Source organism: Hyphomonas sp., from assembly GCF_022844445.1.
GTDB lineage: Bacteria > Pseudomonadota > Alphaproteobacteria > Caulobacterales > Hyphomonadaceae > Hyphomonas.
On the sequence record NZ_JALHLS010000001.1, the window covers coordinates 272,094 to 297,511 of the forward strand.

A 25,418-nucleotide genomic window follows, 5' to 3' on the forward strand; every position below is an offset into this window, starting at 1 on the left:
CCTTGCGGCAGGCGCCCATTTGCGGCACATCCCTGCCTGTCATGACCCTTGCCACGCCGCCCCCCGACGCCGCCCTCGCCGAGCATATGCACGCCATGGGCACGCGCGCCCGCGCCGCCTCGCGCGCGCTGGGCCTGATGACGGCTGCGGACCGCACGCGCGGCCTCACTGCCATCGCCGCCGCGCTCCGCGCCGCCGCGCCGGAAATCCTCGAGGCCAATTCCGAGGACATGACAGCCGCGAAGGCCAAAGGCCTCTCGCCCGCCATGCTTGACCGGCTAGCGCTTGACGCTGCGCGGATCGAGGCGATTGCGGCCGGGGTCGAAATCGTCGCCGCCCTGCCCGATCCCGTCGGCCGCGAGCTGGCGCGCTGGACCCCGCCTAACGGTCTGGACATCGCCCGCGTCGCCATTCCCCTCGGCGTCATCGGCATCATCTATGAGAGCCGCCCGAACGTGACCGCGGATGCCGGTGCGCTGTGCCTGCGCTCCGGCAACGCCGCAATCCTGCGCGGCGGCTCCGAAAGCATCCATTCCTCCCGCGCCCTCGCCGGCGCGATGCGCGCCGCGCTCATGCAGGAAGGTCTCCCGGTCGATGCAATCCAACTCGTCGAAACCATCAACCGCGACGCGGTTGGCCACATGCTCGCGGGCCTCGACGGCGCGCTCGACGTAATCGTGCCACGCGGCGGGCGTACCCTCGTGGAGCGCGTGCAGGCCGAAGCGCGCGTGCCCGTGATCGGGCACCTCGAAGGCCTCTGCCATACCTATGTCGACGGTGCGGCTGATCCGTCCAAGGCAGTCGACATAGTCGTCAACGCCAAGATGCGCCGCACCGGCGTGTGCGGCTCGACAGAGACGCTGCTGATCGACGTCGCCTGCGCCGCCACACTGCTGCCGAAGATCGCCGCCGCGCTGGAAGCCGCGGGCTGCGAACTGCGCGGCGACCGGCGCAGCCGCGCGCTGCTGCCGCATATCAACGCCGCGACCGAAGAAGACTGGGCGACCGAGTACCTCGCGCCGATCCTGTCCGTCGCCGTCGTGGACGGACTCGAAGGCGCGCTCGTCCACATTGCGCGCTGGTCCTCCGGCCATACGGATGCGATCATCACCGAGGACACCGCCGCCGCCGAGGCGTTCCTGGCGCGCGTCGACAGCGCCATCGTCCTGCACAACGCCTCCACCCAGTTTGCCGATGGCGGCGAGTTCGGCTTTGGCGCCGAGATCGGCATCGCCACGGGCCGCATCCATGCGCGCGGGCCTGTCGGCGCCGACCAGCTGACCACCTACAAATATGCCGTACGCGGCACCGGCCAGGTCCGGCCTTGACGCGCGCGCGCCTGCCCGGCCCCGCTGCCGGCCAGCGGATCGGCCTTCTCGGCGGCAGTTTCCATCCCGCCCATGACGGCCACCTTCACGTGGCCGAAACTGCCATGAGGCGCCTGCGCCTCGACGGCGTCTGGTGGATCGTCGCGCGTGGCAATCCGCTCAAATCCGAACACGGATCATTTGACGAGCGCTTCGCCTCCGCCTGCAGGGTCGCGCTCACGCCGGGCATGCACGTCACCGATATCGAACGCCAGCTGGACCTCACCTTCACGGTCGACACCCTCGCCGCGCTGCAGGCTGCCGAGCCGGCGGCGCAGTTTGTCTGGCTGATGGGCGCCGACAGCGCTGCGAGCTTCCATCGCTGGAAAGACTGGGAAGGCATCGCCGCGCGCGTGCCCATCGCCATCGTCTCGCGGCCAGGCACGCGCGTCTCGGGCGCGCTGCCCTTCGTGAAACGGTTCGCAGACGCACGCCTGCCCGAACGCGACGCTCGCACCCTGCCCGGCCATACAACGCCCGCCTGGGTGTATCTCCGGGCGCCGGGCAATACACTTTCCTCTACGGCACTGAGGGCGGCGCAGTGAGCCTGACGCCGGAAGAACTCGAACGCCACAAGCGCCACATCCTGCTCAAGGAAATCGGCGGGCCCGGCGTTCAGAAAATCCGCGCCGCCTCGGTTTCAATCATGGGTTCTGGCGCGCTCGGGGGGCCTTGTGCGCTCTACCTCGCCGCCGCCGGCATCGGGCAGATCGAACTCTGGGACGACGACCGCGTCGACCGTTCCAACCTGCAACGCCAGATTCAGTTCGCGGACGCCGATACCGGCCGGGAGAAAGTTGAGCGCCTTGCCGCGCGGCTCCGGGCAATTGACCCTGTACTTAAGGTTACCGCCGTCTCGCGCCGCGCCTCAGAAAGCGACGCGCCCACGGGCGCCATCCTTGTCGATGCCACCGACAATTTTCCCGCCCGCTTCGCGCTGAACCACCTCGCACATACGACGCACCGCCCTCTCGTTTCCGGTGCGGCCAGTGGGTGGTCCGGTCAGGTAAGCGTCTTCGCCTCAGGCACAGTAGACAGCGCGCCCTGCTACCAGTGCTGGGTGCCGGAAGCGCCACCCGCTGCCGAAGCTTGCGACGAGGTCGGCGTCGCCGGTCCTGTTACCGGAATGACCGGATCGGCGATGGCGCTGGAAGTGCTGAAGCTCGTCACCGGCGCTGGCACGCCGCTGATCGGCCGCCTCCTGCTGATCGACGGGCTCGCCGGTTCAACCCGGACGGTCAATCTGCGCCGCGATCTGCAGTGTCCAATATGTAATGGATGATCTCAGCGTTTGACACCGCGCCATCTGAAGGCGTTATCTTCGGCAGATTCAAGTTTCACAAAAGCATATCCGCATGATCCGACGCCTACTTGCTGTCATCGTCACTTTGGGAGTCATCCTCGGCGCCGGCTGGCTGACGCTCCGGCGCGGAGACATTCCATTCGAACAGCTGGAGTCAGTCTACGCCAATGCCGACAGCCGCTATCTTGCGTTTGGCGACGACATGCGCGTGCACTTCCGCGACGTTGGCCCGCGCGACGGGAAAGTGATTGTGCTGGTTCACGGATTTTCCGCCTCGCTGCACACTTGGGAAGACTGGGTCGACAATCTGAAGCGAGACTACCGCGTTATCACGCTTGACCTGCCGGGCCACGGCCTCTCGCGTTGCATGGACAACAACGAGATCGGACCCGCCCAGTTCGTCGAGACCATCAACCGCGTCGTCAATACGCTTGAGATCGAACACTTCACACTTGCCGGAAACTCGATGGGCGGCGCCGCCGCTTGGAACTATGCTTTGGCGCACCCGGACCGGCTCGAAGGCCTTGTGCTCATCGATGCTGCCGGCTGGCCGCGCACCGAGGTTGAGGGCGATTCACGCCCGCTCGTTTTCCGCCTGCTGGAGATCGGCCTCGCCCGCAGAGTGATGCAGGACCTTGACCTCTCGACGCTGATCAAGGGCGGTCTCGAGGACAGTTTCGGCGATCCTTCCTTCGTTACGGATGAAATGGTGGAACGCTACGCAACGCTCGCCCGCGCCCCCTGCCACCGCGAAGCCTTGCTTGCGCTGACTTCTAGCCGCGACGAACGCCGCGTGGCGACACCCGAGCAACTCGCCTCCATCACCACACCGACACTGGTAATGCACGGCGAACTCGACAACCTGATCCCCGCTGAACACGGCCGCCAGTTCGCCGCCGCCATTCCCGGCGCGGACCTCAAACTCTATCCCGGTGTCGGCCACCTGCCTCATGAAGAGATCGCCGACCTCTCTGCCAGCGACCTGCGCGCCTTCCTCACCACCCGCGTGCACGGCGTACAGGACGTTGCCCTTGAGGACACCGGCGCCACGAACTGACGCGCACCGCTATTTGACCGGCAGGTGTTTCTGCAGGAAGGCCGCAGGTGCGGCGGCTTTCTTCAGCGCGACCTCGATCCGCTCCGACTGCTCTATCGGCACAACCTCGTCGTCCTTGCCGTGAACCCGCAGAACCGGGAAAACGAACCGGTCTGCGATCAGTGCCGGCGAGACCGATTCCAAATCCGCCCCGTCTTGCTGCGGATGGCCGATGCTCGCAGCCAAGGCCACGTCATTGACAGGATACGGGACCGGATTCGGAGGTCAATTGCAGATAGTGGGAGCGGCTACCCGCCGCCTCAGAGGATGGCCGGGATCACACGATCGGGCGGACGGTGGCCGTCGGCGAAGGTCTTGATGTTGATGATGACCTTCTCGCCCATCTCGGTGCGTCCTTCGATGGTGGACGAGCCCATGTGGGGCAGCAGAAGTACATTCGGCAAGCCGAGCAGGTCTGGGTTCACCGACGGCTCGCGCTCGAACACGTCGAGCCCTGCGCCCGCGAGCTTACCACCGCGAATGGCACGCGCCAGCGCGGCCTCGTCGATCACTTCACCGCGTGCCGTGTTGATGATGTAGGCCTCCGGCTTCATCAGCGCGAGACGGCGGGCATTGATCAGGTGGAACGTGGCCGGCGTGTGCGGGCAGTTGACCGAGACAATGTCCATCCGCGCGAGCATCTGGTCGAGCGAATCCCAGTAGGTCGCCTCGAGGCCTTCTTCGATGCGCGGGCCGACCGGCTTGCGGTTGTGATAGTGGATCTGCATGCCGAACGCCTTGGCGCGGCGGGCAACGGCCTGGCCGATTCGGCCCATGCCGATGATGCCCAGACGCTTGCCGGAAAGGCGGCGTCCCATCATCCAGGTCGGCGTCCAGCCATCGAACTTGCCGCTCTCCATGATCTGCACGCCTTCATGCAGGCGGCGCGGCACTGCCAAGATCAGCGCCATGGCGACGTCCGCCGTGTCATCCGTCAGCACGCCCGGCGTGTTGGTCACGGTGATGCCGCGCTGCACGGCGCTGGCGACATCAATGTTATCCACCCCTGCCCCGAACTGGGCGATCAATCGCAGCTGCTGGCCAGCCCGGGCCATCAGGCGCCCGTCGATCCGGTCTGTCACGGTCGGCACCAGCACATCTGCCGTCTGCATCGCCTCGGCGAGCTGCTCGGTGGTCAGCGGGGTGTCAGCCTCGTTCAATCGGGCGTCGAACAGCTCTTTCATCCGCAATTCCACCGGGGCCGGCAGCTTGCGGGTGACGACGACTTTCAGCTTCGATGCCGGCATGGGACTCCCGTAGATCTTTCTTATTGTCATTGCCGCTTACCAGAGCATCTGCGCCGCGCCAATGACCCGCTGTTTTACCTCGGATTCATGTAGGGCGTAGTAGAGGTTCGTCTTCCAGAATTTCAGGATCGCTGCACATGAAACGGGCAGTTCTTGCACTCGCCGTGCTGTTGGCCGGCCCGTCCCTGCCTTTCGCCTCGGCCGAGGGTCAGGAAGAGGTTCAGATCAGCCGGTTTTCGGGCAAGCCCGTGCCGCGTTTCGAGACCCTGCGGCATGAGAAGGTCAACGGCCGAGTCGGCCCCAGCAAGGACCATAAGGTCCAGTGGGAGTATAAGCGCCGCGGCCTGCCGATGCTGATCCTCAAGGAGAGTGGCGACTGGCGCTATGTGCGCGACCCGCAGGGCGACGAGGTCTGGATCGAGCGCACCCAGCTGGCGGCCCAGCAGAACGCCGTTGCGTTGGCGGATTTCGTGCTGAAGGCCGGGCGGGCGTCCGACAGCGCCGATGTCGCCACGGTTTCCGAAGGCGCGCTGCTGGAGCTTGGCACCTGCGATGCCAGCATGTGCCAGGTCACCGCCGGCGGCTTTCGTGGCTGGGCGCCGCGCCGCCAGCTCTGGGGGGCCACCGCGACAAAAGGTTGACTTTGATCCCGGCACCGGGTGGGAAGGCGCCTGACTTCTGAGCCTTTCACAGGATGCCGCCCATGTCCGGTCCCCACGATTTCCACACGCCCAAATCGTCCTACACCAAGGAAGATCTGCTCCAGTCCGGCAAGGGTGGCTATTTCGGCCCCGGCAACGCGCAGCTCCCCGAGCCGCCGATGCTGATGATGGACCGGATCACCGAGATCAGCGTCGATGGCGGCCCGTTCGGCAAGGGCCACGTTGTCGGCGAACTCGATATACATCCGGACCTCTGGTTCTTCAAATGCCACTTCCCGGGCGACCCCGTGATGCCCGGCTGCCTCGGCCTCGACGCGATGTGGCAGGCCGTGGGCTACTGGCTCGGCTGGTCGGGCAGCCCCGGCAAGGGCCGGGCGCTGGGCGTAGGCGAAGTGAAGTTCACCGGCGAGATCACGCCGGACAAGAAACTCGTGCGCTACGAGATCGACATCAAGCGTGTGCGCCGTGGCAAGCTTAACCTCGGCATTGCCGACGGTCGCGTCTATGTCGACGGCGAGCATGTCTACACCGCCCTCGATATGAAAGTCGGCCTCAAGAACCTCGAAGCCGAGGGCTGAGCCCGGCCAAAAGCCGTCCACAAAGCGGCGTGCCGATCGCCCTGATCGTTGGACGCAACTCGCCTTTGAGGCGAATTTCAACCGCGTGCGGGATCAGGTGCCGGGGATGGCCAGCGACCAGGCCGGCTCGAGAAAGATCGCGATGATCACGAAGAGGGCGATGGCGAGGCGCATGACGTCGTCCGGAAAGCTGGCGGGCGGGCCGCCCGGTTCGCGGGTGTATTTGCAGGAAACATGCCGGAAACTTGACGCGCCCCGCAGGCCCGCCTAGCCCAAACCGTATAGCAAAAACTTCGAGGGAGCCTGCGATGGCCGATGAGTGGAACATGCCCAAGGGCGACCTGATGAAGGGCAAGCGCGGCGTCGTGATGGGCGTTGCGAACCAGAACTCGATCGCCTGGGGCATTGCCAGCCAGCTCGCCGCGCAGGGCGCCGAGATCGCCTTCACCTATCAGGGCGAAAACCTCGAGCGCCGCGTGCGCCCGCTGGTCGAATCAATCGGCATGGACACGATGATCTCTGCCGACGTGACGGATGACGCCTCGATGGACGCCGCCTTTGCCGCCATCAAGGCAAAGTGGGGCAAGATCGATTTTCTCGTTCACTCCATCGCCTTTGCCGGCAAGGACGAGCTCCAGGGCTCGATGGTGGCGAATACCACTCGCGAGGGCTTCCGCCGCGCGATGGATATCTCCGTGTACAGCTTTATCGACTGCGCGCGCCGCGCCTCGGATATCATGCCGGATGGCGGCTCGATCATCTGCATGACCTATCTCGGCGCCGAGCGCACCGTGCCGTCCTACAACGTGATGGGCGTCGCCAAGGCCGCGCTGGAAGCCTCTACACGCTACGCCGCGCGCGACCTTGGCCCGAAGGGCATCCGCGTCAACGCGATCTCGGCCGGCGCCATGCGCACGCTGTCGCTCGCCGGCATCAAGGGTGGCAAGAGCCTGATGGGCACGGGGCGCAACTGGTCGCTGCTGAAGGAAGATACCAGCATGGAAGGCGTCGCGGGCTGCGCGCTCTACCTCCTCTCCCCGCTCGGCCGCTCCATCGCGGGCGAAGTGATCCACGTCGATGCCGGTTTCCACGTGGTGGGCGTGCCGGATGCGGGCGAAGAGGAATAGTCCTCCGCCTGCTCACAGCTTGACATCACTTCGCGGAGTCCCGAAATTCAGCGCTCCGCGAGGTGAATATGCGTTCTACCCTGTCCGAGTCCCGCTGAAGGGCCTGCCGTTCCCGCACGGATGATCCGTGCAAGGCAGGCCGGCAAGAGCGAACCCCTGGCACGCGCTGCGTGCCGGTTACGTTTTTGTGCGTCCCTTCCTCCGCGGCGGGGCGCGGCATCGGACACTTACTCCAATGGACATCTCACGCGCCGAACAGCGCATCCTCCACCTGCTCGCGCAAGGCGGGCGGATTGAACTCATTCGCGACGACAACAAAAAGCTCGCGGACGTTCATTGCTACACCCGCGACGGCTGGCGACTTGCCGGCCTCGACATGGACCTCTTCCGCAAGCTGAAGCGGCGGCGCACCATCGCCTCGCAGGGCGGCAAGCCCTACCGCATCACGCGGCGCGGCCTGCAACTCGTCCGGTCGCAACCGGACAATTGCTAAAGACGGCCCTCTTGCCTCCCTGCCGGTTTTGGCGGACGCTTCTGTCCAGCGCTGGCGGGGAGGCATTTCATGTACCGGGTAACCGCGCGCCTCAGCGCCCCTTTCCTCGGCCTCGCACTGCTGATGCCGGGCTGCGCCTCGGCGCCCGCGGCGCCCCGTCTCGTGGACGCCTCCGGCCAGTTATGCCCGGGCGCCGGAACGTTCGATGTGACCAAGATCAAGACCGCGAACACTGCCGAGACCGCCGAGCGCGCCGCCTGGATCACCCAGTATACCGCCATCACGCCCCTGCCGCCCGGCGCGGAGGCCGCAGAGACGCGAATTCGTGTGCGCGTGCCGCCAACCGGGATGTGGGGGCAGGATTCGCGCGTCACGCTCTGGAAAGTTGCCGGTGGCGCCTGGCAGATCGCGACCGACAACAAGGGCCCGCCCTCTCCGCCGCCGCCACCTCCCCCACCGCCGCCGGTGGACGCGAACGGCAACCGCCTTCCCGGCTTCGAGAACTGGCAGCCCTCGCCGCCGCCACTACCACCGCCGCCCTATCTCACCTCGGCGCTCGCGCCCGAGATCGCGGCGGAACTCGACACCGCGCTCGCCGATCCCTGTTTCGTCAACGGGCCGGACAGCCTGCCCTATTTAGTGCCGTATGGGCGGGCGGACGAGGATGGCCGCGATGTCTGGCTCTGCCCGCCGGACTCCGCCACGTACATGGCCGAGGTAAAGCAGCCGGGCCTGCCGACGCGCTATATCTCCCATGCCTGCTATATGGACTTCGCTGTCTCGACGCTCCTGACACGGATGACCTACCTGAAGGCCGCGCCCGCCTCAGCAAGCGATTAGCACCGTGACTACCCGCACCGCCATCTGCCGGTGCGGCCAACTTCAAGCCACTTGCCGGGGCGAGCCGGTACGCGTCTCGGTCTGCCTTTGCCCCGCTTGTCAGCGGCGCACTTGCCGCTTTTGTCCCGTATCCGGATCAACGGTTGCCTGAACAATCGAAGGCTGGTCGGGCGTCACCGCCATTCCCCACGGCGCCATAGCGGGAACGGAAATGCCGGCCCCCGGCTCTTCCGGGTACGAAGGCCGCCGCCATGCCTGGGTGGATATCCTCCGCGAGGTCGCGCTCAACCTCCGACAGCGCGGCGCGAAACACGGGACTCAACCTGCTCAGTTCTCGAGCGTCACCGCCGGGCCCAGAAACCTGATCCAGTAGAACGAGAGCGGATCGTCCCCCGGCTGGGTCGCGTAGGCGGCGAGGCGCGCGTCACCCGTGCGCGCGGGCAAATGTGCCTCCGGGATCGGCTCACCCGCCTCCGTGACCAGATCAAACCGAACAAAGGACCAGCCCTGGAGGCCGTGTGGCGCGCGTAGCGAATCATCCGCCGAGAGGCGCAGTGGCGCAGCTTCCGGCAGCGTGCCCGATAGCCGCAGGAATACCTGAGTGACCCAGACGCCGCCCTTCGTGCGCACCACGCCGAATGCAACATGCGTTGCCTTCGGGTGCAGGATGTTTGCCCGGTGGCCGGGGCTGTCCATGAGGTTGCGGTGCAGGCGCCTGAGCGCAAAGTCCGGGTCCATACGGCCGGTGGACTTCGACACGGTCGCAACATTCTCGGCGGAGAAATCGGCGAGCGCCGTGCGGTCGAGGGCGGCGATCCGGTCCGGTCCGTCGCGCCCGTCCGGGCCCTGATGGCCGAAGAAGACGTTGTAGGCCATGTCGAGGCTGTGGAAGCGGGCCGCCGCACGCAGGGCCGGCCGCGTTTCGAGCGGCGGCAGGCCCTCGTCCAGGCGCGCCGCGTTAACCAGTTTCAGGAAGCCGGCTTCCAGGTCCTCGTCGAAGGCATAGCCCTCGGGCGGCATGGCGAGACAGGCCCCTGCCTCTTCGACATAGCCCGCCACATCGCCCGGCCGTTCCGTCGTGCGCACATCACAGGCGTAGGCGGGAACGCCCACGAGAACCATGAGGACAAGAAGCAACAGGCCGCGCATGCTGGCCAATTGCTAGCATGACTCGAGGCGCCCTTCACAGGGCCGCGTTGCACAGGGTGTCAGATCGCGCCGGCCGTCTGCAGCCGCGTCAGCACCGGCGCCATCATCCGGTCGATCGCCTCGGCCGAGGGCTTCACATCGCCGTAGGCCGGCACGCCTTCGTCCGCGATCACGAGATCGGCCTCGAACATGGCTGGATAGGTGAAGCGGTAATGCGCCGCGCGCACGGTTGACATGTACTGCAGCAGCACGGAATCCACCGACCGTCCGCGCTCGATCACATCGCGCCGGATGCGGCGCGCGAGACGCAGGTCGTCTGGCGTATCGACATAGACTGACAGGTCAATCAGCGAGCGGATCTTCGGCATCGACAAAGCGTGGATGCCTTCCAGGATCAGCACCGGCGCGGACTCAATCCGGCGCGTCTTCTTCGAGCGGTCATGCTTTTCGTAGTCATAGATCGGCTGGTCCACCGCTTCGCCCGCCTTTAGCGCGCGCAGGTCCGAGACGAGGTGATCCACCTCTTTCGATTTCGGGTCGTCATAATTGATGCCGGCCACCAGGGCATGGCGCTCAGCATCGGTCTTCGGCGCGCCGTAATAGCTCATCGGATGGTAATAGGCGTCCTCGCCGAACATCACCGCCTTGCCGGGCCCCAGCCGCTCCAGCAGCGCCACCGCCAGCGTCGACTTGCCGGACCCCGAGCCCCCGGACATCGCGATCAGGAATGATCTCTTCTTCGACATGACAAACGCCTTTTAGTCCCCAAACACGCTTTCCTTCCCATGAAAAAGGGCCGCCCCACAAGGAGCGGCCCTTCCTCAATTTCAGAAGTGCGGGGCGATTATTCGCCGGCGTCGGCGCCTTCGATTTCCTTGCCAGTCTCTTGGTCAACGACTTTCATCGACAGGCGCACCTTGCCGCGCTCATCGAGGCCCATCAGCTTGACCCAGACCTTGTCGCCCTCTTTGACCATCTCTTTCGGGTGGCCGATGCGTTTGTTGGCCATCTGGGAGACGTGGACAAGACCGTCCTTGGGACCGAAGAAGTTCACGAAGATGCCGAAGTCTTTCATCGACACTACCTTGCCTTCGTAGATCTGGCCGATCTCGGCTTCCGCCGTGATGCCTCGGATCATCTTGATGGCGGCGTCGATCGACTTGCGATCCATCGCCGAAATCTGGACCGTGCCATCATCATCAATGTTCACTTTGGCGCCCGTCTCGTCGACGATGCCGCGGATGACCTTGCCGCCCGAACCGATAACGTCACGGATCTTGTCGACCGGGACTTTCATGATTTCCATCTGGGGTGCGGTATCGGCGAGCTTGCCGCGTGCAGCGGAGAGGCCTTTCGCCATTTCGCCGAGGATATGATGGCGGCCACCTTTCGCCTGATCCAGGGCCTTGCCCATGATCTCGCGCGTGATGCCGGCCACCTTGATATCCATCTGGAGGGACGTGATGCCCTTCTCTGTACCGGCCACCTTGAAGTCCATGTCGCCGAGGTGATCTTCGTCACCCAGGATGTCGGAGAGGACCGCGAAGTCCTTGCCTTCCAGGATGAGGCCCATCGCGATGCCGGAAACCGGACGCGTGATCGGCACACCGGCGTCCATCATGGCGAGCGAGCAACCGCAAACTGTCGCCATCGACGAGGAGCCGTTGGACTCAGTGATCTCGGAGACGAGACGGATCGTGTACGGAAAGTCTTCATGCTTTGGCAGAACGGCCTGAAGTGCGCGCCAGGCCAGTTTGCCGTGGCCGATTTCGCGGCGGCCCGCGCCGCCGAGGCGGCCCGTCTCCCCGACCGAGTAGGGCGGGAAATTGTAGTGGAGCATGAACTTCTCTTTCCGGGTGCCGTCCAGGCCTTCGATGTACTGCTCGTCGTCGGACGTCCCCAGCGTGGTGACGCAGATTGCCTGCGTCTCGCCGCGCGTAAACAGAGCTGAGCCGTGCGTGCGGGGCAGGAAGCCTGCCTCGGCGAGGATCGGACGTATCTGGTCGAGCTTGCGGCCGTCGATGCGTTCACCGGTTTTCAGGATGTCGCCACGAACCACGGAGGCTTCAGCTTCCTTGAACGCAGTCTTGAAAAGCTCGGCGGTCATTTCGCCCGGCGCTTCTTCGGTGCCGACGAGCGCAGCTTTCGCCTTGTCGCGGGCTACGCCAACAGCAGCATAACGCTCGCCCTTGGCGGTGATCTTGTAGGCTTTCGACAGGTCCTTGCCGACAATCTTCTCAATCGCTTTCACGGCGACGGAATTGTCTTCGGCTTCGAACTCGAACGGGGCGTTAGCGGCTTTCTCGGCGAGTTGGATGATCGCGTCGATCACTGGCTGCATCGCGTCATGGCCAGCAACAACGGCGCCAAGCATGATTTCTTCCGAAAGCTCGTAGGCTTCCGATTCCACCATCATCACGGCGTCGGACGTGCCGGCGAGGACGAGGTCGAGATCGGAATCTTCCAGTTCGGCGATGGTCGGGTTGATGACATACTGGCCGTTGATGTAGCCGACGCGGGCGGCGCCGATCGGGCCCATGAAGGGGGCGCCGGACAGCACCAGCGCCGCGGAGGCGCCAATCATGCCGATCACGTCAGCATCGTTCTCAAGGTCATATGAGAGAACGGTGATGATAACCTGGACTTCGTTCTTGAAGCCGTTGACGAACAGCGGGCGGATCGGACGGTCGATGAGGCGCGAGGTCAGCGTCTCTTTTTCGGTGGGGCGGCCTTCACGTTTGAAGAAGCCGCCGGGGATACGACCGGCTGCGAAGTATTTTTCCTGGTAGTTTACGGTCAGGGGGAAGAAATCCTGACCCGGCTTGGCCGACTTTGCGAAGACGGCGGTCGCGAGGAGCGTGGTGTCGCCATAGGTAACCATGACGGCGCCATCGGCCTGACGCGCCACATGGCCCGTCTCGATCGTGAGTGTGCGGCCGGCCCATTCCAGCGACACGGATTGCTTATTGAACATGTCTGTCTTTCTTTCACATACGAAAAGCCCGCCGCGGCCCTATTGCCCGGCGGGCTTGTTTCGGAACTAGCGGCGGATGCCGAGTTCCGTGATGAGCTTGGTATACCGCGCTTCATCCTTGCCCTTGACGTAATCAAGGAGCTTCCGGCGGGTGGCGACCATGGTCAGCAGGCCCCGGCGGGAGTGATTGTCTTTTTTGTTGGCCTTGAAGTGGTCCGTGAGGCCATTGATGCGCTCGGTGAGGATCGCAACCTGGACTTCCGGCGAGCCCGTATCGCCCGGTTTGGTGGCGAACTTCTTGATGAGCTCTTGCTTCTTTTCGGCGGTAATCGACATCGGATAAGCCTTCTTGCAGCACGCCCGCAGGCGCTGGGTTCACTAATCGCCTGAATTGGCGGGGTTTTTTGGGAACGGGCCTGATCAGGTGGCCACAGCCGGGATGTCGTCCAGCAGGGTCAAGAGACAGTGCCTCCGCCCCAAAAACGGGCTTATGACTCAAATGGGGGGGATTGGGAAGGGCTTGGGGTGATTCTGGCGGCAAACACGCTAGACTCTGCAAGGATTCTCCCCGGACCCCCACCATGCCCGAAACCACCCTGCCCTCCGACATTGCCCACATCATCCAGTTAGCCATTGCACCGGTATTCACGCTCGCCGGCATCGGCGCGCTGCTGAACGTGATGGCCAACCGCCTCGCCCGCGTCGTCGACCGCTGGCGGGCGCTGGAGGACGGCCTGGCCTCGGAAGACGAGTTGTCCCGGCGCGCTCACCATACCGAGCTCGGTGTGCTCGACCGGCGCATGGTGCACATCCACCGCGCGATCGGCCTGTGCACCCTGGCCGCCCTGATGATCTGCCTTGTTATCATCCTGCTGTTCACCGGCCAGCTGGTCGCGGTGCCGGTCGCGGCGGCCGTCTCGCTCCTGTTCGTCGTCTCGATGAGCCTCCTCGTCGTTGCGCTGATCTCCTTCTACATCGAAGTGCGGATTGCCAGCCGCATCCTGCGCGTGACGCGGGCTGTGCTGGAGGCGGGGAAGACGCCCCTGTAATCTGCTCATCCCCGCGCAGGCAGGGATCATAACCAGCAAGAGCCTCGCGAGATCCCTGCCTGCGCGGGGATAAACGGCTTTTGGGGCTTGCTCTGGACTTCCCCTCGCCCCGGTGAAACGTTGGGACAAACAGATAGGGAGATCACGCCATGCAAGTCGCCGCCTATGCCACACAGGGCCCCACCGACCCCCTGAAGCCCTTCGAGATCACCCGGCGCGACCTGCAGCCAGATGACGTGCTGATCGACATCACCCATTGCGGCATCTGCCACAGCGACATCCACTCCGCCCGCAACGAATGGGGCCGCGCAAAATATCCCTTCGTGCCGGGCCACGAAATCATCGGGCGAGTCAGCGCCGTCGGCGGAAAAGTGACCAAGCACAAGGTCGGTAACCTGGTCGGCGTCGGCTGCCTTGTGGATTCCTGCCTGAAATGCTCCGCCTGCCATGACGGCGATGAGCAGTACTGCGAGAAGGGCTCGGTCGGCACCTATGGCGGTACCGAGCCGGTGATCGGCGGGCCGACCTTCGGCGGCTATTCGAAACAGATCGTCGTGCGCGACGCCTTCGTGCTGAAGATTTCGGAGAAGCTCGACCCCGCTGCCGCCGCGCCCTTGCTCTGCGCCGGCATCACCAGTTGGTCGCCGCTCAAGCACTGGGGCATCGGCAAGGGCGACAAGGTCGGCGTCATCGGTCTCGGCGGCCTCGGCCATATGGGCATCAAGTTCGCTGTGGCCCTGGGCGCCGAGGTCGTGATGATCACGACCTCGCCGGAGAAAGGCGCCGACGCACGCCGCCTCGGCGTCTCGGATGTGCTCGTCTCGAAAGACCGTGAACAGATGAAAGCGCATCGCGGCAGTTTCGATTTCCTGCTCAACACCGTGCCGGTGAAGCACGACCTCAACCCCTATCTCGGCCTGCTCGCCCGCAACGGCACCATGGTGATCGTCGGTGCGATTGAGCCGCTGGAGCCGATGCACGGCGGTATCCTGCTGGCGAACCGCCGCAGTGTTGCGGGCTCCGGCATCGGCGGCATCGCGGAGACGCAGGAGATGCTCGACTTCTGCGCCGAGCACGGCATCGTCTGCGACATCGAGATGATCGACATGAAGGACGTGAACCCCGCCTATGACCGCGTGGTCAAGGGCGACGTAAAGTACCGCTTCGTGATCGACATGGCGACGCTTTAACCAGCAAACACCCGCACGGGCTCGAAATGCCCGGCCCGAACTTCGCCCAGCGCCACGGCATCATCTCCCGCCAGCGCCAGCGCCAGGCGGTCGTCGTCCTCGCCGCGCCCCTCGCGCCAGCGCTCGACCACATGCGGCAGCAGCATGATTGTCCGCCCCTGCCGCAGGTTGCCGGCATCCTGCACCGTGACCTGAAGGTGCGGCATGGAATTAAGCACCGCGTGCAGAGGCTTCAGATGTCCAAACAGTCCCGCACGGTCTTCCGCTAGAGCCTGCAGGTCCGCGACCGAGACTGCACCTGCCGCATCGAACGCGCCGACGCGCGTGCGGCGCAGCTGACTGATATAACCCTCGGCACCGAGATCAGCGGCCAGGTCACGCGCCATCGCGCGCACATAGAATCCCTTTCCGGAAACGACATGAATCACCGAATGATCCGCGTCCGGCATGCCGATCACCTTCGCCGCGTGGACATCCACTTCGCGCGCTTCCAGCTCGAACACCTCACCGCCGCGGGCGAGGTCATAGGCGCGCTCGCCGGCCACCTTGATGGCGGAGTATTTCGGCGGGATCTGGTGGATGGTGCCGACATAGTTTTTGAGTGCGGCCTCGACTGCTTCGCGCGACGGGCGCACTTCAGACGTCGCGGTCACTTCAGCTTCGGCATCCTGACTGGCGGTGGAGACGCCCCAGCGGATGGTGAAGACATACTCTTTCTCGGCGTCCATCGCCCACTGGACGGTCTTGGTCGCTTCGCCCAGGGCGATCGGCAGGATGCCATCGGCCAGCGGATCGAGCGTGCCGCCGTGGCCCACTTTCTCGGCATTGAACAGGCGCTTGATGATGGCAACGGCCTGGGTGGACGTCATGTCCACCGGCTTGAACAGGTTGAGCCAGCCCGTGACGGGCTCGCCTTTGCGTTTTCTCTGACGGGACAAGGCAGTCTCCAAAGGGTCCGGGCGGGCGGGTCGAACGCGCGTCCGGATCGGATAGTGAAGCCGCCGCTTATCCGGTGCCGGGCGCCTTCGTCAATCCATCCGGCTGTGGCCCAAGTCTGAAGGACGCTCAATTGGATTGCGTCATCGTCAATCCACCCCATATTCATCGAGCACAAGGACATCGCTCATGGCCGACGCCGAAGACCCCCTCCTCCTCGACAACCAGCTCTGCTTCGCCCTGTATTCGGCGTCCCTGCAGATGACCAAGCTCTACAAGCCGCTGCTGGACGAGATCGGACTGACCTATCCGCAATACGTCACCATGCTGAGCCTCTGGGAGACGGACGGCGTCACCGTCGGTGCGCTGGGTGAGCGGCTTTTCCTCGATTCCGGTACGCTGACGCCGCTGCTGAAGCGTCTGGAGGTCGCCGGACTCCTCACCCGCACCCGCAATGCCGAGGACGAACGCCAGGTGCTGATCCGCCTGACGCCCAAGGGCCGCGCGCTGAAGCAGAAGGCCGCCTGCATCCCGGCTGCGATCGGCGTACGGGGCGGGCTGACGGTTCAGGAGTTCCTGACCCTGCGCAAAACCCTGAAGAAACTTCGGGCCGCGCTGGCGGCCTAGAGTTGCGCGGGACCGATCTGCCAGACCATGCACCACTCATCCTGATTTACATCGAAGGATAAGCTACACAAAGCAAAGCCAGGGCTGGCTATCCTTTGACTTTTCTCAGGATCAGCCGCCCGGGAACGCGGGCTTACCTCATCCGGCGAAGAGACAGATCACGCCGCCGGTCGCAGCTTTTCCCGGCTCCAAACTCGGTCAGGAAAAAGTCATCCCCATTGTATTGCGCACAATATAATTGGTTACTATATGACTATCGCCAGCAGCAAGGAGCCGCGCATGACCATCCTCTATACAGCCCACGCCACATCCTCAGGCGGTCGCACAGGCGAAGCCAAAACCAATGATGGACGCCTCAGCGTCACGCTCGACACAGTGAAGGAGTTCGGCGGCGCCGGCGGCGCAGGCACGAACCCGGAGCAACTCTTCGCGGCCGGCTACTCCGCTTGCTTCCACTCGGCACTGAAGTTCGTTGCCGGGCAGAAGAAAGTGAAAGTCCCCGCGGATTCTTCCGTCACCGCACATGTCGGAATCGGCCAGAACCCGACAGGAAAAGGCTTTGCGCTCGACGTGACGCTTGAAGTTTCACTTCCCGGCATTGCGCGCGCCGAAGCCGAAGCCCTCGTCCATGAAGCCCATGAAGTCTGCCCCTACTCGAACGCGACGCGGGGCAATGTCGACGTCCAGCTGCGCGTCGTCTGACACGGCGCCTTATGCCTTCCCAGCGGCCGGATAGTCTGCCGGGGGGGCGTCTTCCTCTTCGTCGAACACGTCGGCCTCAATCGAGCGCGGCGCAGGCGCCGCCACGCCTTTTGGCAGGCGGAGGTTCACGATGTCGAGGTTAAGGTCGAAATCGCCGGTGACGGTCGTGTCGCCGGTATCCATCTTGTGACGGATCACATCGCGAATCTTGGTGAGGACTTCGCGGTTATTGTCCACCAGCGGGATCTGCCGGCCATCGGAGGTTCCGATCAGCAGGCGGAAATAAGGTTCTTGCTTCTTCAGTTTCACCGCGATCATCGCAGCGCGAACGCCGAGGATGAGACCGAGGAACATCAGCACGACACCAGCCATAAGGCCGATCACACCGTCACCCTGCGCAGGGCGGATCGCCCACCATGCAAAGCCGACAAGGCCGAAGAACAGCATTCCGACACAGAAGGTGGCATACATGCTCTGTGTTTTGCGATTGGCTGGCGTGTCCCAGGGAAAGAACTCATGGCGTTCGACGGACATGGTGGCGATGCGCCGGATGGCGATCGTGTCGTCCGCGAGCTGCAGCGACGCCGACGAAACTTCGCCCTGGCGTGCGCCTTCCTGATCGATAGTCTGGCGTTCCATGCCCTAATTCCCCGGCTTCTTGCCCAATGGTGGTGTCGATACTGGGCGAGGACCTGTCAAATGACAAAGCATCAAGGCAGAAACGCGGCAAACCGCTTCCGGCTCTCAGCCCTCGACATCGCGCCGGACGCGGGGGTCCGACAGGAGGCGGTCGATCGCGGTCGCCTCATCATACGACTTGTCGGCGATGAAATGCAGTTCGGGCGTGAACTTCAGCTCGATCTCACGCCCGAGACGTCCGCGCAGGAAAGTCGCCGCGCGGTTCAACGCGCCGGCCAGCCGGGTGCGGCCCGCCTCGGAATCGTCACCCAGCGGGGTGACGTAGACCTTGGCGCGTTTCAGGTCCGGTGAGCAGCGCACTTCGCCAACCGTCACAAGCACGCCGGTGAGATCGGGATCGCGCAGGTCCTCGCGCGAGATGATCTCGGCGAGGGCATGGCGGATGATCTCGCCAGCACGCAACTGGCGCTGGGACGGAAGGCCGGGATTGGCAGGTTTCTTGGCCATCAGGATCTAGGCCAGCGTCCTTGCGATTTCCTCGACCTGGAAGCACTCGATCTTGTCGCCGACGCGGATGTCTTCGTAGCGTTCGAAGGCCATGCCGCACTCCATGCCGGCGTTGACTTCCGACACTTCGTCCTTGAAGCGCTTGAGCGTCTTGAGCTTGCCTTCGTGGATGACGACGTTCTCGCGCAGCAGGCGCACACCGCAACCACGCAAGACCTTGCCTTCGGATATCCGGCAGCCGGCAACCTTGCCGACCTTCGTGATGTTGAAGACTTCCAGGATGTCGGCATAGCCGAGGAAGGTTTCGCGCTTCTCCGGGGCGAGCATGCCCGACAGCGTCGACTTCACATCGTCCAGCAGGTCGTAGATCACCGAATAGTAGCGGATCTCAACGCCTTCGCGTTCGGCCAGGTCGCGCGCCTGTTTATTGGCGCGGACGTTGAACGCGAAGATAGGCGCGTTCGACGACCGGGCGAGCAGCACGTCCGATTCCGAAATACCGCCGACAGCACCGTGGATGACCTTGGCGCGGACTTCTTCAGTGGAGATCTTGTCGAGCGACATCGAGATCGCCTCGACGGAGCCCTGCACGTCGCCCTTGAGAACAATCGGCAGTTCGCGCGTTTCGACCGTGCCATCCTTGAGACGGCTGAGCAGCTGGTCGAGCGAAGCACGGGCGGCCGCACCGGCGCCGCCGGAAATCTGGCGTTTTGTCCGGATACGGTATTCCGTGATCTCGCGGGCGCGGGATTCGGAATCAACCACAACCATGGCCTCGCCCGGATCTGGCGCTCCATCCATGCCGAGCACTTCGACCGGCAGCGAGGGACCTGCGCCTTCAAGCTGCTGTCCGCGCTCGTCGACGAGCGCGCGCACCTTGCCCCACTGGGCTCCGGCCACGACGATGTCGCCGCGCTTCAGCGTACCGCGTTTGACCAGCACGGTGGCGACCGGACCGCGGCCTTTGTCGAGCTTCGATTCGATCACGACGCCGTCTGCATCGCGGTTCGGGTTGGCTTTCAGTTCGAGCACTTCGGCCTGCAGCGAGATCGCGTCGGTCAGCGCGTCCAGACCTTCACCGGTCTTGGCGGAAACCTTGATGGCCATCGTCACGCCACCCATCGATTCCACCTGGATGTCGTGCTGCAGGAGGTCTGTCAGCACCTTGTCCGGGTTGGCATCGTAAAGGTCGATCTTGGTGACGGCGACGATGATCGGGACGCCGGCGGCCTTGGCATGATTGATGGACTCGATCGTCTGCGGCATCACCGAGTCGTTGGCCGCGACCACGAGGACAGCAATGTCCGTCGCGTTGGCGCCGCGGGCGCGCATCGCGGTGAACGCCGCGTGGCCCGGCGTATCGAGGAAGGTGATCCGCTCGCCGGATTTCAGCTGAACCTGGTATGCGCCGATATGCTGCGTGATGCCGCCGGCTTCGCCGGAGACGACATCGGTTTTGCGCAGGGCATCGAGCAGCGAGGTCTTGCCGTGGTCGACGTGGCCCATGATCGTGACGATCGGGGCGCGCGGTTGCAGGTCGGTATCGTCATCGGCAATGCCTTCGAGACCAATCTCTACATCGGCTTCGGACACGCGTTTCACGGTGTGGCCGAATTCCGAGGCAATCAGCTCTGCTGTGTCGGCATCGACGATATCGTTGCCGCGCAGCATTTCGCCCTGCTTGAACATGAACTTCACGACGTCAGCGACGCGCTCGTTCATGCGGCCGGCGAGGTCCTGCAGCGTGATGGTTTCAGGAAGCGTGACTTCGACGGCGACCTTGTCGCGGTCTCCGCTGCCGCCCATCTTGCGTTCGCGTTCGCGTTCGCGGGCCCGGCGAACCGACGCAAGCGAGCGCTGGCGATCGGCATCGTCGCCGAGCGCGGAGGCGATCGTCAGTTTGCCCTGACGGCGCGCGCCGGCATCGCGGCTGCGGGCCGCCGCTTCGCGGGCACGGTCTCCCGCGCCGCGGTCGTCCTTGACCGGCTTGCCACCACCGCCGCGCTTGGCGCGGCCGGCATCTTCTTCCTCCAGCGGAACCACTGCAGCGGGCGTTGCCGCCGGACGGACCTTGGCGGGCCGGTCAACGGTGCGCTCCGGACGGGCCAGCGCCGCAGCCTCTGCGACCTTGCGGGCTTCCTCTTCGGCCTTGCGGCGGGCTTCCGCTTCATCGCGGTCGCGCACTTCCTGGGCCTTGCGTTCCTGTTCGGTACGCAGACGATCCTGAGAGGCCTTTTCCTTTTCCTGATCCTTAGCGCGCGCGGTCTCTTCCGACTTACGCTGCTCGAGGACTTTCTGGCGGGCCTTAAGCTCGGCGACTGTGATGCCGAGCTTCGACGCGAGTGCGACGAGCTTGGCTTCCATGGACTCGCTGGCGGGCGTGGCCGTCTCGGCTTGCTGTCCGGGCGCAGGTGAGCCTCCCGCCGTCACCGGCCGGCGTTTCTTGGTCTCGACCACGACCTGCTTGGAGCGGCCATGGCTGAAACTCTGCTTCACCGTGCCGGAGGTTTTCCGCACGACGGTCAGCGGCTTGCGGCCACCGGAATTGTCTTGATCGTTGCTGTCGCTCATTCGTCCTACATATCACATTCTGAGCCGGGCCGCCCATGCGCCCCGGCAAAATCCGTTACCGATCCGGTTCTGGGAACCAGTCAAGTTCGGGGGCCGCTCTGAAGCCGGTGAGGCGCCGATAGGCGATTTCCCAGTTCTTCGCGATGGCGCCCCGGCGGACGAGGCCGTGTATCACACGGTCGCGCCCGAAAGCCATGCCCAATTCCTGTGCGCTGAGCGCACCCGCCACTTTCACGTCGCTATATATGGCTTTGGCGAGAAAATACACCTTGTTCCGCCCATCCTCTGCACCATCGCTGGCCTCGAGGAGGAAGGCCGGTTCCTTGCCGCGCAGTGCATCGCGCACCTGGTCGTGGCCCTGGATGGCAAGGCCGGCCTTGCGGGCGAGGCCGAGCAGCTCCACGCAGCGCTTCACGAGCAGCCGTTCCGTCAGATCCGACAGGCCTTCCGGCACCGTTACGGCGCCCTTGAAGCCGCGCGCGAACGCGCCTTTCGCAGCCGCCGTGTCGACGTGACGGCGCTCAGCCGCCACCCAGACGCCCCTGCCCGGCAAGCGGGCGGCGATGTCGGGCGCAACCACATTGTCCGGAGACAGAACAAAACGTATCATCGCCTCCTTCGGGAGGCGCTCGCGCGTGACGGCGCACTGACGCTCCGGCGATGCCGAAGCATCGCCGTCGTCAGCCTCTTCATTGTCGGGGATCAGACCCGGTTCACTGCTCGGGTACGGCTTCTTCATCGCCGCCCTCCGTCTGCAGGTCGGCGAGGTCGATACCGAGCTCTTCAGCCAGCGCTTCCTCATCGTCGTCGTCGTTGTTGTTGCCCAACTCGCCCAGGGCGAGGAGCGCGCGCTCCTCCTCGGTCAGCTCAGGGGCCTCTTCGTCGCCGGCCTGCTGGGCCAGCAGCGCGTCGACGGCTTCCTGTTCGATCCAGCCCGCGATGACGCGCGCCTTCATGATGAACATCTGGGCGTCATCCTTGCGCATTTCGCTCTTCTTGAGGATGCCTTCGACCCAGACCGGCTTTCCATCCGGGCCCGGCTCGCGATAGCCGGTGATGTCGTCCGGCACGAGGCCGGCGACGTCTTCGACCGACTTCACACCCTGCTCGCCGAGCTTTACGGCGAAGGACGGCGTCATGCCTTCGAGTTCCATCACGTCATCCTCGACGCCGAGTTCGCGGCGCTTAGCGTCGTTCTCGGCAGCCAGCTGGTCGAGAAAGTCACGGGCGCGTTGCTGCAGCTCTTCGGCCACATCCTTGTCGAAGCCTTCGATAGTGATGAAGTCTTCCGGCGCGACGAAGGCGATCTCCTCGACCGACTCGAAGCCTTCCGAAGCAAGCAGCTGGGCGAGCGTTTCGTCCGCATCCAGAGCTTTCATGAACAGGGCCGTGCGCTCCTGGAATTCCTTCTGGTAGCGCTCGGAATCGGCCGACTCGGTGATCAGGTCGATCTGCCAGCCGGTGAGCTGCGAGGCGAGGCGTACGTTCTGGCCGCGGCGGCCAATGGCCAGCGGAAATTGGTCGTCGGCAACGACCACCTCAACGCGGCGCTCGTCTTCGTCGAGTACCACTTTCGAGACTTCAGCCGGCTGCAGCGCGTTCACGATGAACGTGGCGGCGTCATAGTTCCACGGAATGATGTCGATCTTCTCGCCCGAAAGCTCGCCGACAACCGCCTGCACGCGCGCACCACGCATGCCAACGCAGGCGCCGACGGGATCAATGGAGGAATCGTTCGAAATGACACCGATCTTGGCCCGCGAGCCCGGGTCGCGGGCGCAGGCCTTGATCTGGATGACGCCTTCGTAGACCTCCGGCACTTCCTGCGCGAACAGTTTGCGCATGAAGTCTGGCGCAGCGCGCGACAGGAATATCTGCGGACCCTTCAGCTCGCGGCTGACCTTGTAGAGATAGGCGCGGACGCGGTCGTTCGGCTGGAAGTTCTCGCGCGGGATACCGTCATTGCGGCGGATGATGCCTTCGGCTCGGCCAAGGTCGACGATGACGTGGCCATATTCGACGCGCTTGACGATGCCGTTGATGACCTCGCCGACACGGTCCTTGTATTCATTGTACTGACGTTCACGCTCGGCATCGCGCACTTTTTGCGTGATGACCTGCTTGGCGGTCTGGGCGGCGACGCGGCCGAAGTCGAAGGGCGGAAGCTCTTCTTTCAGTTCGCTGCCGACGACGAGCGTGGGATCGATTTTCTTCGCTTCGGCGAGACGAAGCTGTTTCGCTTCGTCCTCGAAATTCTCCTCGGCGACGACCGTCTGCACGCGCCACAGCGTCTGCTCGCCGGTCGCTGGATCGATCTTCGCCCGGATATCATGCTCCTGGCCGTATTTTGCCTTGGCGGCTTTCTCGATGGCTTCCTGCATCGCTTCGATCACGATGCGCTGGTCGATCGATTTCTCTTCCGCAACCGCCTTGGCGATCTGCAGGATTTCAAGCCGGTTGGCGGAAACGCCTACGGTGGTCATTGGAGATCTCCTGTCTCTTCTTCGTCTGTATCTTCGCTCTCGTCGATCTCGAAACCTTCAAGATCGTCATCTTCGTCCGGCTGGGGTGGCAAATTGCCGGCCGCGCGCGCCGCTTCGATCAGTTCGTCGGTGAGCACGAGGCTGGCCCGGCTCATTTCATGGACGCCAGCGACCAGTTCGGTCTCATCGTCGAGTTCAATATGCGCCCCGTCCTCCCCTTCCGACACAATCGTGCCAGTGAAGCGGCGGCGCCCGTCTATGGGGCGGGCGAGTTCGATCCGTACCGCGTGGCCGACCCAGCGGCCGAAATCACCCGGGCGGGTAAGCGGCCGGTCGATGCCGGGGGTCGAGACCTCAAGGATGTAGGCCTCCGAGATCGGATCGGCCTCCTCCAGGACCGGGCCCATGGCCCGGCTGAGACGGGCGCAGTCCTCGACATCGGTCGGCGCCCCGCCGGCTTTCTCAGCCATCACCTGAAGGTGGGGCCGGCGGCCGCCCGAGACACGAAGGCGCACGACTTCCATGCCGAGACGGTCCGCAACGGGGCGGATGATGTCCAGCAGGCGGCGTTCCTGTTCAGTCAGGGCAATCATGCGAGGGCGAGGCAATCCCGGATAAAGAAAAACGGCGGACCCGTTTCCGGACCCGCCGCCGATATATTTCGACTTGGCGGCTAGATAGTCGCAGTTTTGCCCTTTGTCGAGAGGGTTGCTGACCGGAACGAATACGGCGGCTGGATTGCTCCAGCCGCCGCGTCATCACTCCTGACGGAGCAAAAATGCCTTAGAGGACTTTCAGATCGACAGCCGAGGTTTTGCCGCGGCGTTCGTCCTTGTGCAGTTCATACTGGATCGCCTGGTTTTCTGCGAGCGTGCGCAGGCCCGAGCGCTCAACGGCGGAGATGTGTACGAACACGTCTGCACCACCCTCGTCCGGCTTGATGAAGCCGAAGCCTTTTTGGTCGTTGAACCACTTAACTTTTCCGGTTGCCATATGGCCTTCCTTTACCGTTCGGGCCGCGGCAAACACGGGATTGTGCCGTGCCGGTGCCCATCGAAAGCGGGGGAGGGAAAGTCATTGCCGTCGGTCTGACGGGGTCTTGATATTCAGACCGACCGGTTTCGATGCGGCCTAAAGGCACACAAACAGGCCAAAATGTCAAGATTGTCTGCAGTTTCAGGTGCAGATCAGATCGTACCAAATCGGGTCACAATCGCCGAGCCGCTTGGACTCGTAGCGGGTGGTGACATGGTCCGCGGGCGGACGGCGCCAGTCGTCTGCCCGCGTAGCGTTCCATTCGAGTTCGCCATTCCCCAGAAAGGCGAGCAGCGCCTCATCGGCGTAACTGGAGACGTCGGTGGCAAAGCGCAGACGAGCGCCGGGCGCGAGGACGCGGACAAGCTCGGTTACGAAATCCGGCTGCACTAGGCGCCGTTTCTGCTGGCGGCGTTTCGGCCAGGGGTCCGGGAAGAGGATGAAGGCACGGGCAATCGAGCGATCTGGCAGGGCCGCAAGTAACAGACGGGCATCATCTGGCCACAGACGGACATTGGCAAGGGCGTTATCCTCGATGCCGGCGATGGCCTTGGCAACGCCTTCCACGAAAGGCTCGCAGCCGATGAAGCCATTGCCCGGATGCGCCTTTGCCTGCGCCACAAGATGCTCGCCGCCGCCGAAGCCGATTTCCAGCCAGACCTCACGGGCTGCCGGAAACAGGCCGCGCGGATCGAGCGGCGCGCCGGCAGGATCCGGCACGCGCCAGTGGTCGAGGCGGGTTTCGTAAAGCTGTTGCTGGCGGGGCGAAAGCGCGCGCCCGCCGGTTCGCCCGAAGGTACGGATCGGGCGATCCCGGAAGGCGTCCTTTTCAGGGTTCTCCAT

At 64.2% G+C, this 25,418-nt stretch carries 28 protein-coding genes; 13 read left to right on the plus strand and 15 right to left on the minus strand.

Features of this window, described 5'->3' with window-relative positions; translation table 11 throughout:
• The first annotated feature begins 41 nt into the window (after positions 1 to 41).
• From Q0C17_RS01480 to Q0C17_RS01495, 4 genes are all read left to right on the plus strand, one after another.
• Positions 42 to 1,328 carry a glutamate-5-semialdehyde dehydrogenase gene (locus tag Q0C17_RS01480; protein ID WP_291200224.1) on the plus strand — a complete coding sequence of 429 codons (1,287 nt, stop codon included), beginning with the start codon at positions 42 to 44 and terminating at the stop codon, positions 1,326 to 1,328.
• Positions 1,325 to 1,912 (plus strand): nicotinate-nucleotide adenylyltransferase, encoded by a 588-nt coding sequence (locus Q0C17_RS01485; protein WP_291200227.1) that lies wholly within the window; start codon positions 1,325 to 1,327, stop codon positions 1,910 to 1,912. The genes Q0C17_RS01480 and Q0C17_RS01485 overlap by 4 nt, the downstream gene beginning before the upstream one ends.
• Positions 1,909 to 2,649, plus strand: coding sequence for a ThiF family adenylyltransferase (locus Q0C17_RS01490; RefSeq protein WP_291200230.1), 741 nt, complete (start codon positions 1,909 to 1,911; stop codon positions 2,647 to 2,649). Before Q0C17_RS01485 ends, Q0C17_RS01490 begins: the two co-directional genes overlap by 4 nt.
• A 73-nt stretch (positions 2,650 to 2,722) precedes the next feature.
• Positions 2,723 to 3,727, plus strand: coding sequence for an alpha/beta hydrolase (locus Q0C17_RS01495; protein WP_291200233.1), 1,005 nt, complete (start codon positions 2,723 to 2,725; stop codon positions 3,725 to 3,727).
• 9 nt (positions 3,728 to 3,736) lie between these two features.
• Here the strand turns inward: Q0C17_RS01495 and Q0C17_RS01500 are convergent, their stop codons facing one another.
• Together Q0C17_RS01500 and Q0C17_RS01505 are read right to left on the minus strand one after the other, a co-directional pair.
• Complete coding sequence (locus tag Q0C17_RS01500) at positions 3,737 to 3,952, minus strand: hypothetical protein (protein WP_291200236.1); 216 nt, start codon at positions 3,950 to 3,952, stop codon at positions 3,737 to 3,739.
• Positions 3,953 to 4,026: 74 nt separating this feature from the next.
• Positions 4,027 to 5,013 (minus strand): D-glycerate dehydrogenase, encoded by a 987-nt coding sequence (locus tag Q0C17_RS01505; RefSeq protein ID WP_291200239.1) that lies wholly within the window; start codon positions 5,011 to 5,013, stop codon positions 4,027 to 4,029.
• A gap of 137 nt (positions 5,014 to 5,150) precedes the next feature.
• Between Q0C17_RS01505 and Q0C17_RS01510 the strand changes: the two genes are divergently transcribed.
• The 5 genes from Q0C17_RS01510 to Q0C17_RS01530 all read left to right on the plus strand — a co-directional run bounded on the left by Q0C17_RS01510 (position 5,151) and on the right by Q0C17_RS01530 (position 8,713).
• Positions 5,151 to 5,654: an SH3 domain-containing protein gene (locus tag Q0C17_RS01510; protein WP_291200242.1), complete on the plus strand. Its 504-nt coding sequence runs from the start codon at positions 5,151 to 5,153 to the stop codon at positions 5,652 to 5,654.
• 62 nt (positions 5,655 to 5,716) lie between these two features.
• A complete protein-coding gene (gene fabA / locus Q0C17_RS01515; protein ID WP_291200245.1) occupies positions 5,717 to 6,253 on the plus strand; it encodes a bifunctional 3-hydroxydecanoyl-ACP dehydratase/trans-2-decenoyl-ACP isomerase in 537 nt (178 codons plus the stop codon).
• Positions 6,254 to 6,561: 308 nt separating this feature from the next.
• Positions 6,562 to 7,380 carry an enoyl-ACP reductase gene (locus tag Q0C17_RS01520; RefSeq protein ID WP_291200248.1) on the plus strand — a complete coding sequence of 273 codons (819 nt, stop codon included), beginning with the start codon at positions 6,562 to 6,564 and terminating at the stop codon, positions 7,378 to 7,380.
• 235 nt (positions 7,381 to 7,615) lie between these two features.
• Positions 7,616 to 7,873 carry a YjhX family toxin gene (locus Q0C17_RS01525; protein ID WP_291200251.1) on the plus strand — a complete coding sequence of 86 codons (258 nt, stop codon included), beginning with the start codon at positions 7,616 to 7,618 and terminating at the stop codon, positions 7,871 to 7,873.
• Between the two features lie 69 nt (positions 7,874 to 7,942).
• Positions 7,943 to 8,713, plus strand: a complete 771-nt coding sequence (locus Q0C17_RS01530; RefSeq protein WP_291200254.1) for a hypothetical protein — start codon at positions 7,943 to 7,945, stop codon at positions 8,711 to 8,713.
• A gap of 327 nt (positions 8,714 to 9,040) precedes the next feature.
• Here the strand turns inward: Q0C17_RS01530 and Q0C17_RS01535 are convergent, their stop codons facing one another.
• From Q0C17_RS01535 to rpsO, 4 genes are all read right to left on the minus strand, one after another.
• On the minus strand, positions 9,041 to 9,862 hold the full coding sequence (locus tag Q0C17_RS01535; RefSeq protein ID WP_291200256.1) for a CAP domain-containing protein: 822 nt from the start codon (positions 9,860 to 9,862) through the stop codon (positions 9,041 to 9,043).
• 59 nt (positions 9,863 to 9,921) lie between these two features.
• Positions 9,922 to 10,608, minus strand: coding sequence for a uridine kinase (gene udk / locus Q0C17_RS01540; protein ID WP_291200259.1), 687 nt, complete (start codon positions 10,606 to 10,608; stop codon positions 9,922 to 9,924).
• Positions 10,609 to 10,706: 98 nt separating this feature from the next.
• Complete coding sequence (pnp, locus tag Q0C17_RS01545; RefSeq protein ID WP_291200262.1) at positions 10,707 to 12,836, minus strand: polyribonucleotide nucleotidyltransferase; 2,130 nt, start codon at positions 12,834 to 12,836, stop codon at positions 10,707 to 10,709.
• Positions 12,837 to 12,902: 66 nt separating this feature from the next.
• Positions 12,903 to 13,172: a 30S ribosomal protein S15 gene (rpsO, locus tag Q0C17_RS01550; RefSeq protein ID WP_291200265.1), complete on the minus strand. Its 270-nt coding sequence runs from the start codon at positions 13,170 to 13,172 to the stop codon at positions 12,903 to 12,905.
• Positions 13,173 to 13,417: 245 nt separating this feature from the next.
• Between rpsO and Q0C17_RS01555 the strand changes: the two genes are divergently transcribed.
• Entirely contained in the window at positions 13,418 to 13,885 is a 468-nt protein-coding gene (locus Q0C17_RS01555) for a DUF2721 domain-containing protein (protein ID WP_291200268.1), read from the plus strand.
• Positions 13,886 to 14,034: 149 nt separating this feature from the next.
• Positions 14,035 to 15,075: an NAD(P)-dependent alcohol dehydrogenase gene (locus Q0C17_RS01560; RefSeq protein ID WP_291200271.1), complete on the plus strand. Its 1,041-nt coding sequence runs from the start codon at positions 14,035 to 14,037 to the stop codon at positions 15,073 to 15,075.
• Here the strand turns inward: Q0C17_RS01560 and truB are convergent.
• A complete protein-coding gene (gene truB / locus Q0C17_RS01565; protein ID WP_291200274.1) occupies positions 15,072 to 16,013 on the minus strand; it encodes a tRNA pseudouridine(55) synthase TruB in 942 nt (313 codons plus the stop codon). The two genes, Q0C17_RS01560 and truB, sit on opposite strands and share 4 nt — an antisense overlap.
• Positions 16,014 to 16,200: 187 nt before the next feature.
• On the opposite strand from truB, the gene Q0C17_RS01570 reads away from it, so the two are divergent.
• Both Q0C17_RS01570 and Q0C17_RS01575 read left to right on the plus strand, forming a co-directional pair.
• Positions 16,201 to 16,638 carry a MarR family transcriptional regulator gene (locus Q0C17_RS01570; RefSeq protein ID WP_291200276.1) on the plus strand — a complete coding sequence of 146 codons (438 nt, stop codon included), beginning with the start codon at positions 16,201 to 16,203 and terminating at the stop codon, positions 16,636 to 16,638.
• Positions 16,639 to 16,917: 279 nt separating this feature from the next.
• The gene (locus Q0C17_RS01575) at positions 16,918 to 17,340 is read left to right on the plus strand and encodes an organic hydroperoxide resistance protein (protein ID WP_291200279.1); all 423 of its coding nucleotides are present in this window, start codon (positions 16,918 to 16,920) and stop codon (positions 17,338 to 17,340) included.
• A gap of 9 nt (positions 17,341 to 17,349) precedes the next feature.
• Here the strand turns inward: Q0C17_RS01575 and Q0C17_RS01580 are convergent, their stop codons facing one another.
• The 8 genes from Q0C17_RS01580 to trmB form a co-directional block, all read right to left on the minus strand.
• The gene (locus tag Q0C17_RS01580; protein ID WP_291200282.1) at positions 17,350 to 17,979 is read right to left on the minus strand and encodes a hypothetical protein; all 630 of its coding nucleotides are present in this window, start codon (positions 17,977 to 17,979) and stop codon (positions 17,350 to 17,352) included.
• A gap of 105 nt (positions 17,980 to 18,084) precedes the next feature.
• Positions 18,085 to 18,486: a 30S ribosome-binding factor RbfA gene (gene rbfA / locus Q0C17_RS01585; protein WP_291200285.1), complete on the minus strand. Its 402-nt coding sequence runs from the start codon at positions 18,484 to 18,486 to the stop codon at positions 18,085 to 18,087.
• 6 nt (positions 18,487 to 18,492) lie between these two features.
• Positions 18,493 to 21,057 carry a translation initiation factor IF-2 gene (gene infB / locus Q0C17_RS01590; protein WP_291200287.1) on the minus strand — a complete coding sequence of 855 codons (2,565 nt, stop codon included), beginning with the start codon at positions 21,055 to 21,057 and terminating at the stop codon, positions 18,493 to 18,495.
• A gap of 55 nt (positions 21,058 to 21,112) precedes the next feature.
• A complete protein-coding gene (locus Q0C17_RS01595; protein WP_291200290.1) occupies positions 21,113 to 21,796 on the minus strand; it encodes an RNA-binding protein in 684 nt (227 codons plus the stop codon).
• Complete coding sequence (gene nusA / locus Q0C17_RS01600; protein WP_291200294.1) at positions 21,771 to 23,540, minus strand: transcription termination factor NusA; 1,770 nt, start codon at positions 23,538 to 23,540, stop codon at positions 21,771 to 21,773. The genes Q0C17_RS01595 and nusA overlap by 26 nt, the downstream gene beginning before the upstream one ends.
• Positions 23,537 to 24,133 carry a ribosome maturation factor RimP gene (gene rimP / locus Q0C17_RS01605; protein ID WP_291200297.1) on the minus strand — a complete coding sequence of 199 codons (597 nt, stop codon included), beginning with the start codon at positions 24,131 to 24,133 and terminating at the stop codon, positions 23,537 to 23,539. Before rimP ends, nusA begins: the two co-directional genes overlap by 4 nt.
• Before the next feature lie 190 nt (positions 24,134 to 24,323).
• Positions 24,324 to 24,533 carry a cold-shock protein gene (locus Q0C17_RS01610; protein WP_291200300.1) on the minus strand — a complete coding sequence of 70 codons (210 nt, stop codon included), beginning with the start codon at positions 24,531 to 24,533 and terminating at the stop codon, positions 24,324 to 24,326.
• Between the two features lie 183 nt (positions 24,534 to 24,716).
• A complete protein-coding gene (gene trmB, locus Q0C17_RS01615; RefSeq protein ID WP_291200303.1) occupies positions 24,717 to 25,418 on the minus strand; it encodes a tRNA (guanosine(46)-N7)-methyltransferase TrmB in 702 nt (233 codons plus the stop codon).

Excerpts from the sequence above, each read along its gene's own strand:
- Q0C17_RS01535 (WP_291200256.1), bottom strand. The coding sequence starts at position 9,862 with ATGCGCGGCCTGTTGCTTCTTGTCCTCATGGTTCTCGTGGGCGTTCCC.
- Q0C17_RS01520 (WP_291200248.1), top strand. The coding sequence starts at position 6,562 with ATGGCCGATGAGTGGAACATGCCCAAGGGCGACCTGATGAAGGGCAAG.
- Q0C17_RS01510 (WP_291200242.1), top strand. The coding sequence starts at position 5,151 with ATGAAACGGGCAGTTCTTGCACTCGCCGTGCTGTTGGCCGGCCCGTCC.
- Q0C17_RS01480 (WP_291200224.1), top strand. The coding sequence starts at position 42 with ATGACCCTTGCCACGCCGCCCCCCGACGCCGCCCTCGCCGAGCATATG.
- rpsO (WP_291200265.1), bottom strand. The coding sequence starts at position 13,172 with ATGTCGATTACCGCCGAAAAGAAGCAAGAGCTCATCAAGAAGTTCGCC.
- rbfA (WP_291200285.1), bottom strand. The coding sequence starts at position 18,486 with ATGGCCAAGAAACCTGCCAATCCCGGCCTTCCGTCCCAGCGCCAGTTG.
- Q0C17_RS01570 (WP_291200276.1), top strand. The coding sequence starts at position 16,201 with ATGGCCGACGCCGAAGACCCCCTCCTCCTCGACAACCAGCTCTGCTTC.
- Q0C17_RS01560 (WP_291200271.1), top strand. The coding sequence starts at position 14,035 with ATGCAAGTCGCCGCCTATGCCACACAGGGCCCCACCGACCCCCTGAAG.
- Q0C17_RS01610 (WP_291200300.1), bottom strand. The coding sequence starts at position 24,533 with ATGGCAACCGGAAAAGTTAAGTGGTTCAACGACCAAAAAGGCTTCGGC.
- Q0C17_RS01505 (WP_291200239.1), bottom strand. The coding sequence starts at position 5,013 with ATGCCGGCATCGAAGCTGAAAGTCGTCGTCACCCGCAAGCTGCCGGCC.
- rimP (WP_291200297.1), bottom strand. The coding sequence starts at position 24,133 with ATGATTGCCCTGACTGAACAGGAACGCCGCCTGCTGGACATCATCCGC.
- Q0C17_RS01525 (WP_291200251.1), top strand. The coding sequence starts at position 7,616 with ATGGACATCTCACGCGCCGAACAGCGCATCCTCCACCTGCTCGCGCAA.
- trmB (WP_291200303.1), bottom strand. The coding sequence starts at position 25,418 with ATGGAGAACCCTGAAAAGGACGCCTTCCGGGATCGCCCGATCCGTACC.
- Q0C17_RS01595 (WP_291200290.1), bottom strand. The coding sequence starts at position 21,796 with ATGAAGAAGCCGTACCCGAGCAGTGAACCGGGTCTGATCCCCGACAAT.
- pnp (WP_291200262.1), bottom strand. The coding sequence starts at position 12,836 with ATGTTCAATAAGCAATCCGTGTCGCTGGAATGGGCCGGCCGCACACTC.
- udk (WP_291200259.1), bottom strand. The coding sequence starts at position 10,608 with ATGTCGAAGAAGAGATCATTCCTGATCGCGATGTCCGGGGGCTCGGGG.
- Q0C17_RS01530 (WP_291200254.1), top strand. The coding sequence starts at position 7,943 with ATGTACCGGGTAACCGCGCGCCTCAGCGCCCCTTTCCTCGGCCTCGCA.
- nusA (WP_291200294.1), bottom strand. The coding sequence starts at position 23,540 with ATGACCACCGTAGGCGTTTCCGCCAACCGGCTTGAAATCCTGCAGATC.
- Q0C17_RS01495 (WP_291200233.1), top strand. The coding sequence starts at position 2,723 with ATGATCCGACGCCTACTTGCTGTCATCGTCACTTTGGGAGTCATCCTC.
- Q0C17_RS01580 (WP_291200282.1), bottom strand. The coding sequence starts at position 17,979 with ATGGAACGCCAGACTATCGATCAGGAAGGCGCACGCCAGGGCGAAGTT.
- infB (WP_291200287.1), bottom strand. The coding sequence starts at position 21,057 with ATGAGCGACAGCAACGATCAAGACAATTCCGGTGGCCGCAAGCCGCTG.
- Q0C17_RS01555 (WP_291200268.1), top strand. The coding sequence starts at position 13,418 with ATGCCCGAAACCACCCTGCCCTCCGACATTGCCCACATCATCCAGTTA.
- fabA (WP_291200245.1), top strand. The coding sequence starts at position 5,717 with ATGTCCGGTCCCCACGATTTCCACACGCCCAAATCGTCCTACACCAAG.
- Q0C17_RS01575 (WP_291200279.1), top strand. The coding sequence starts at position 16,918 with ATGACCATCCTCTATACAGCCCACGCCACATCCTCAGGCGGTCGCACA.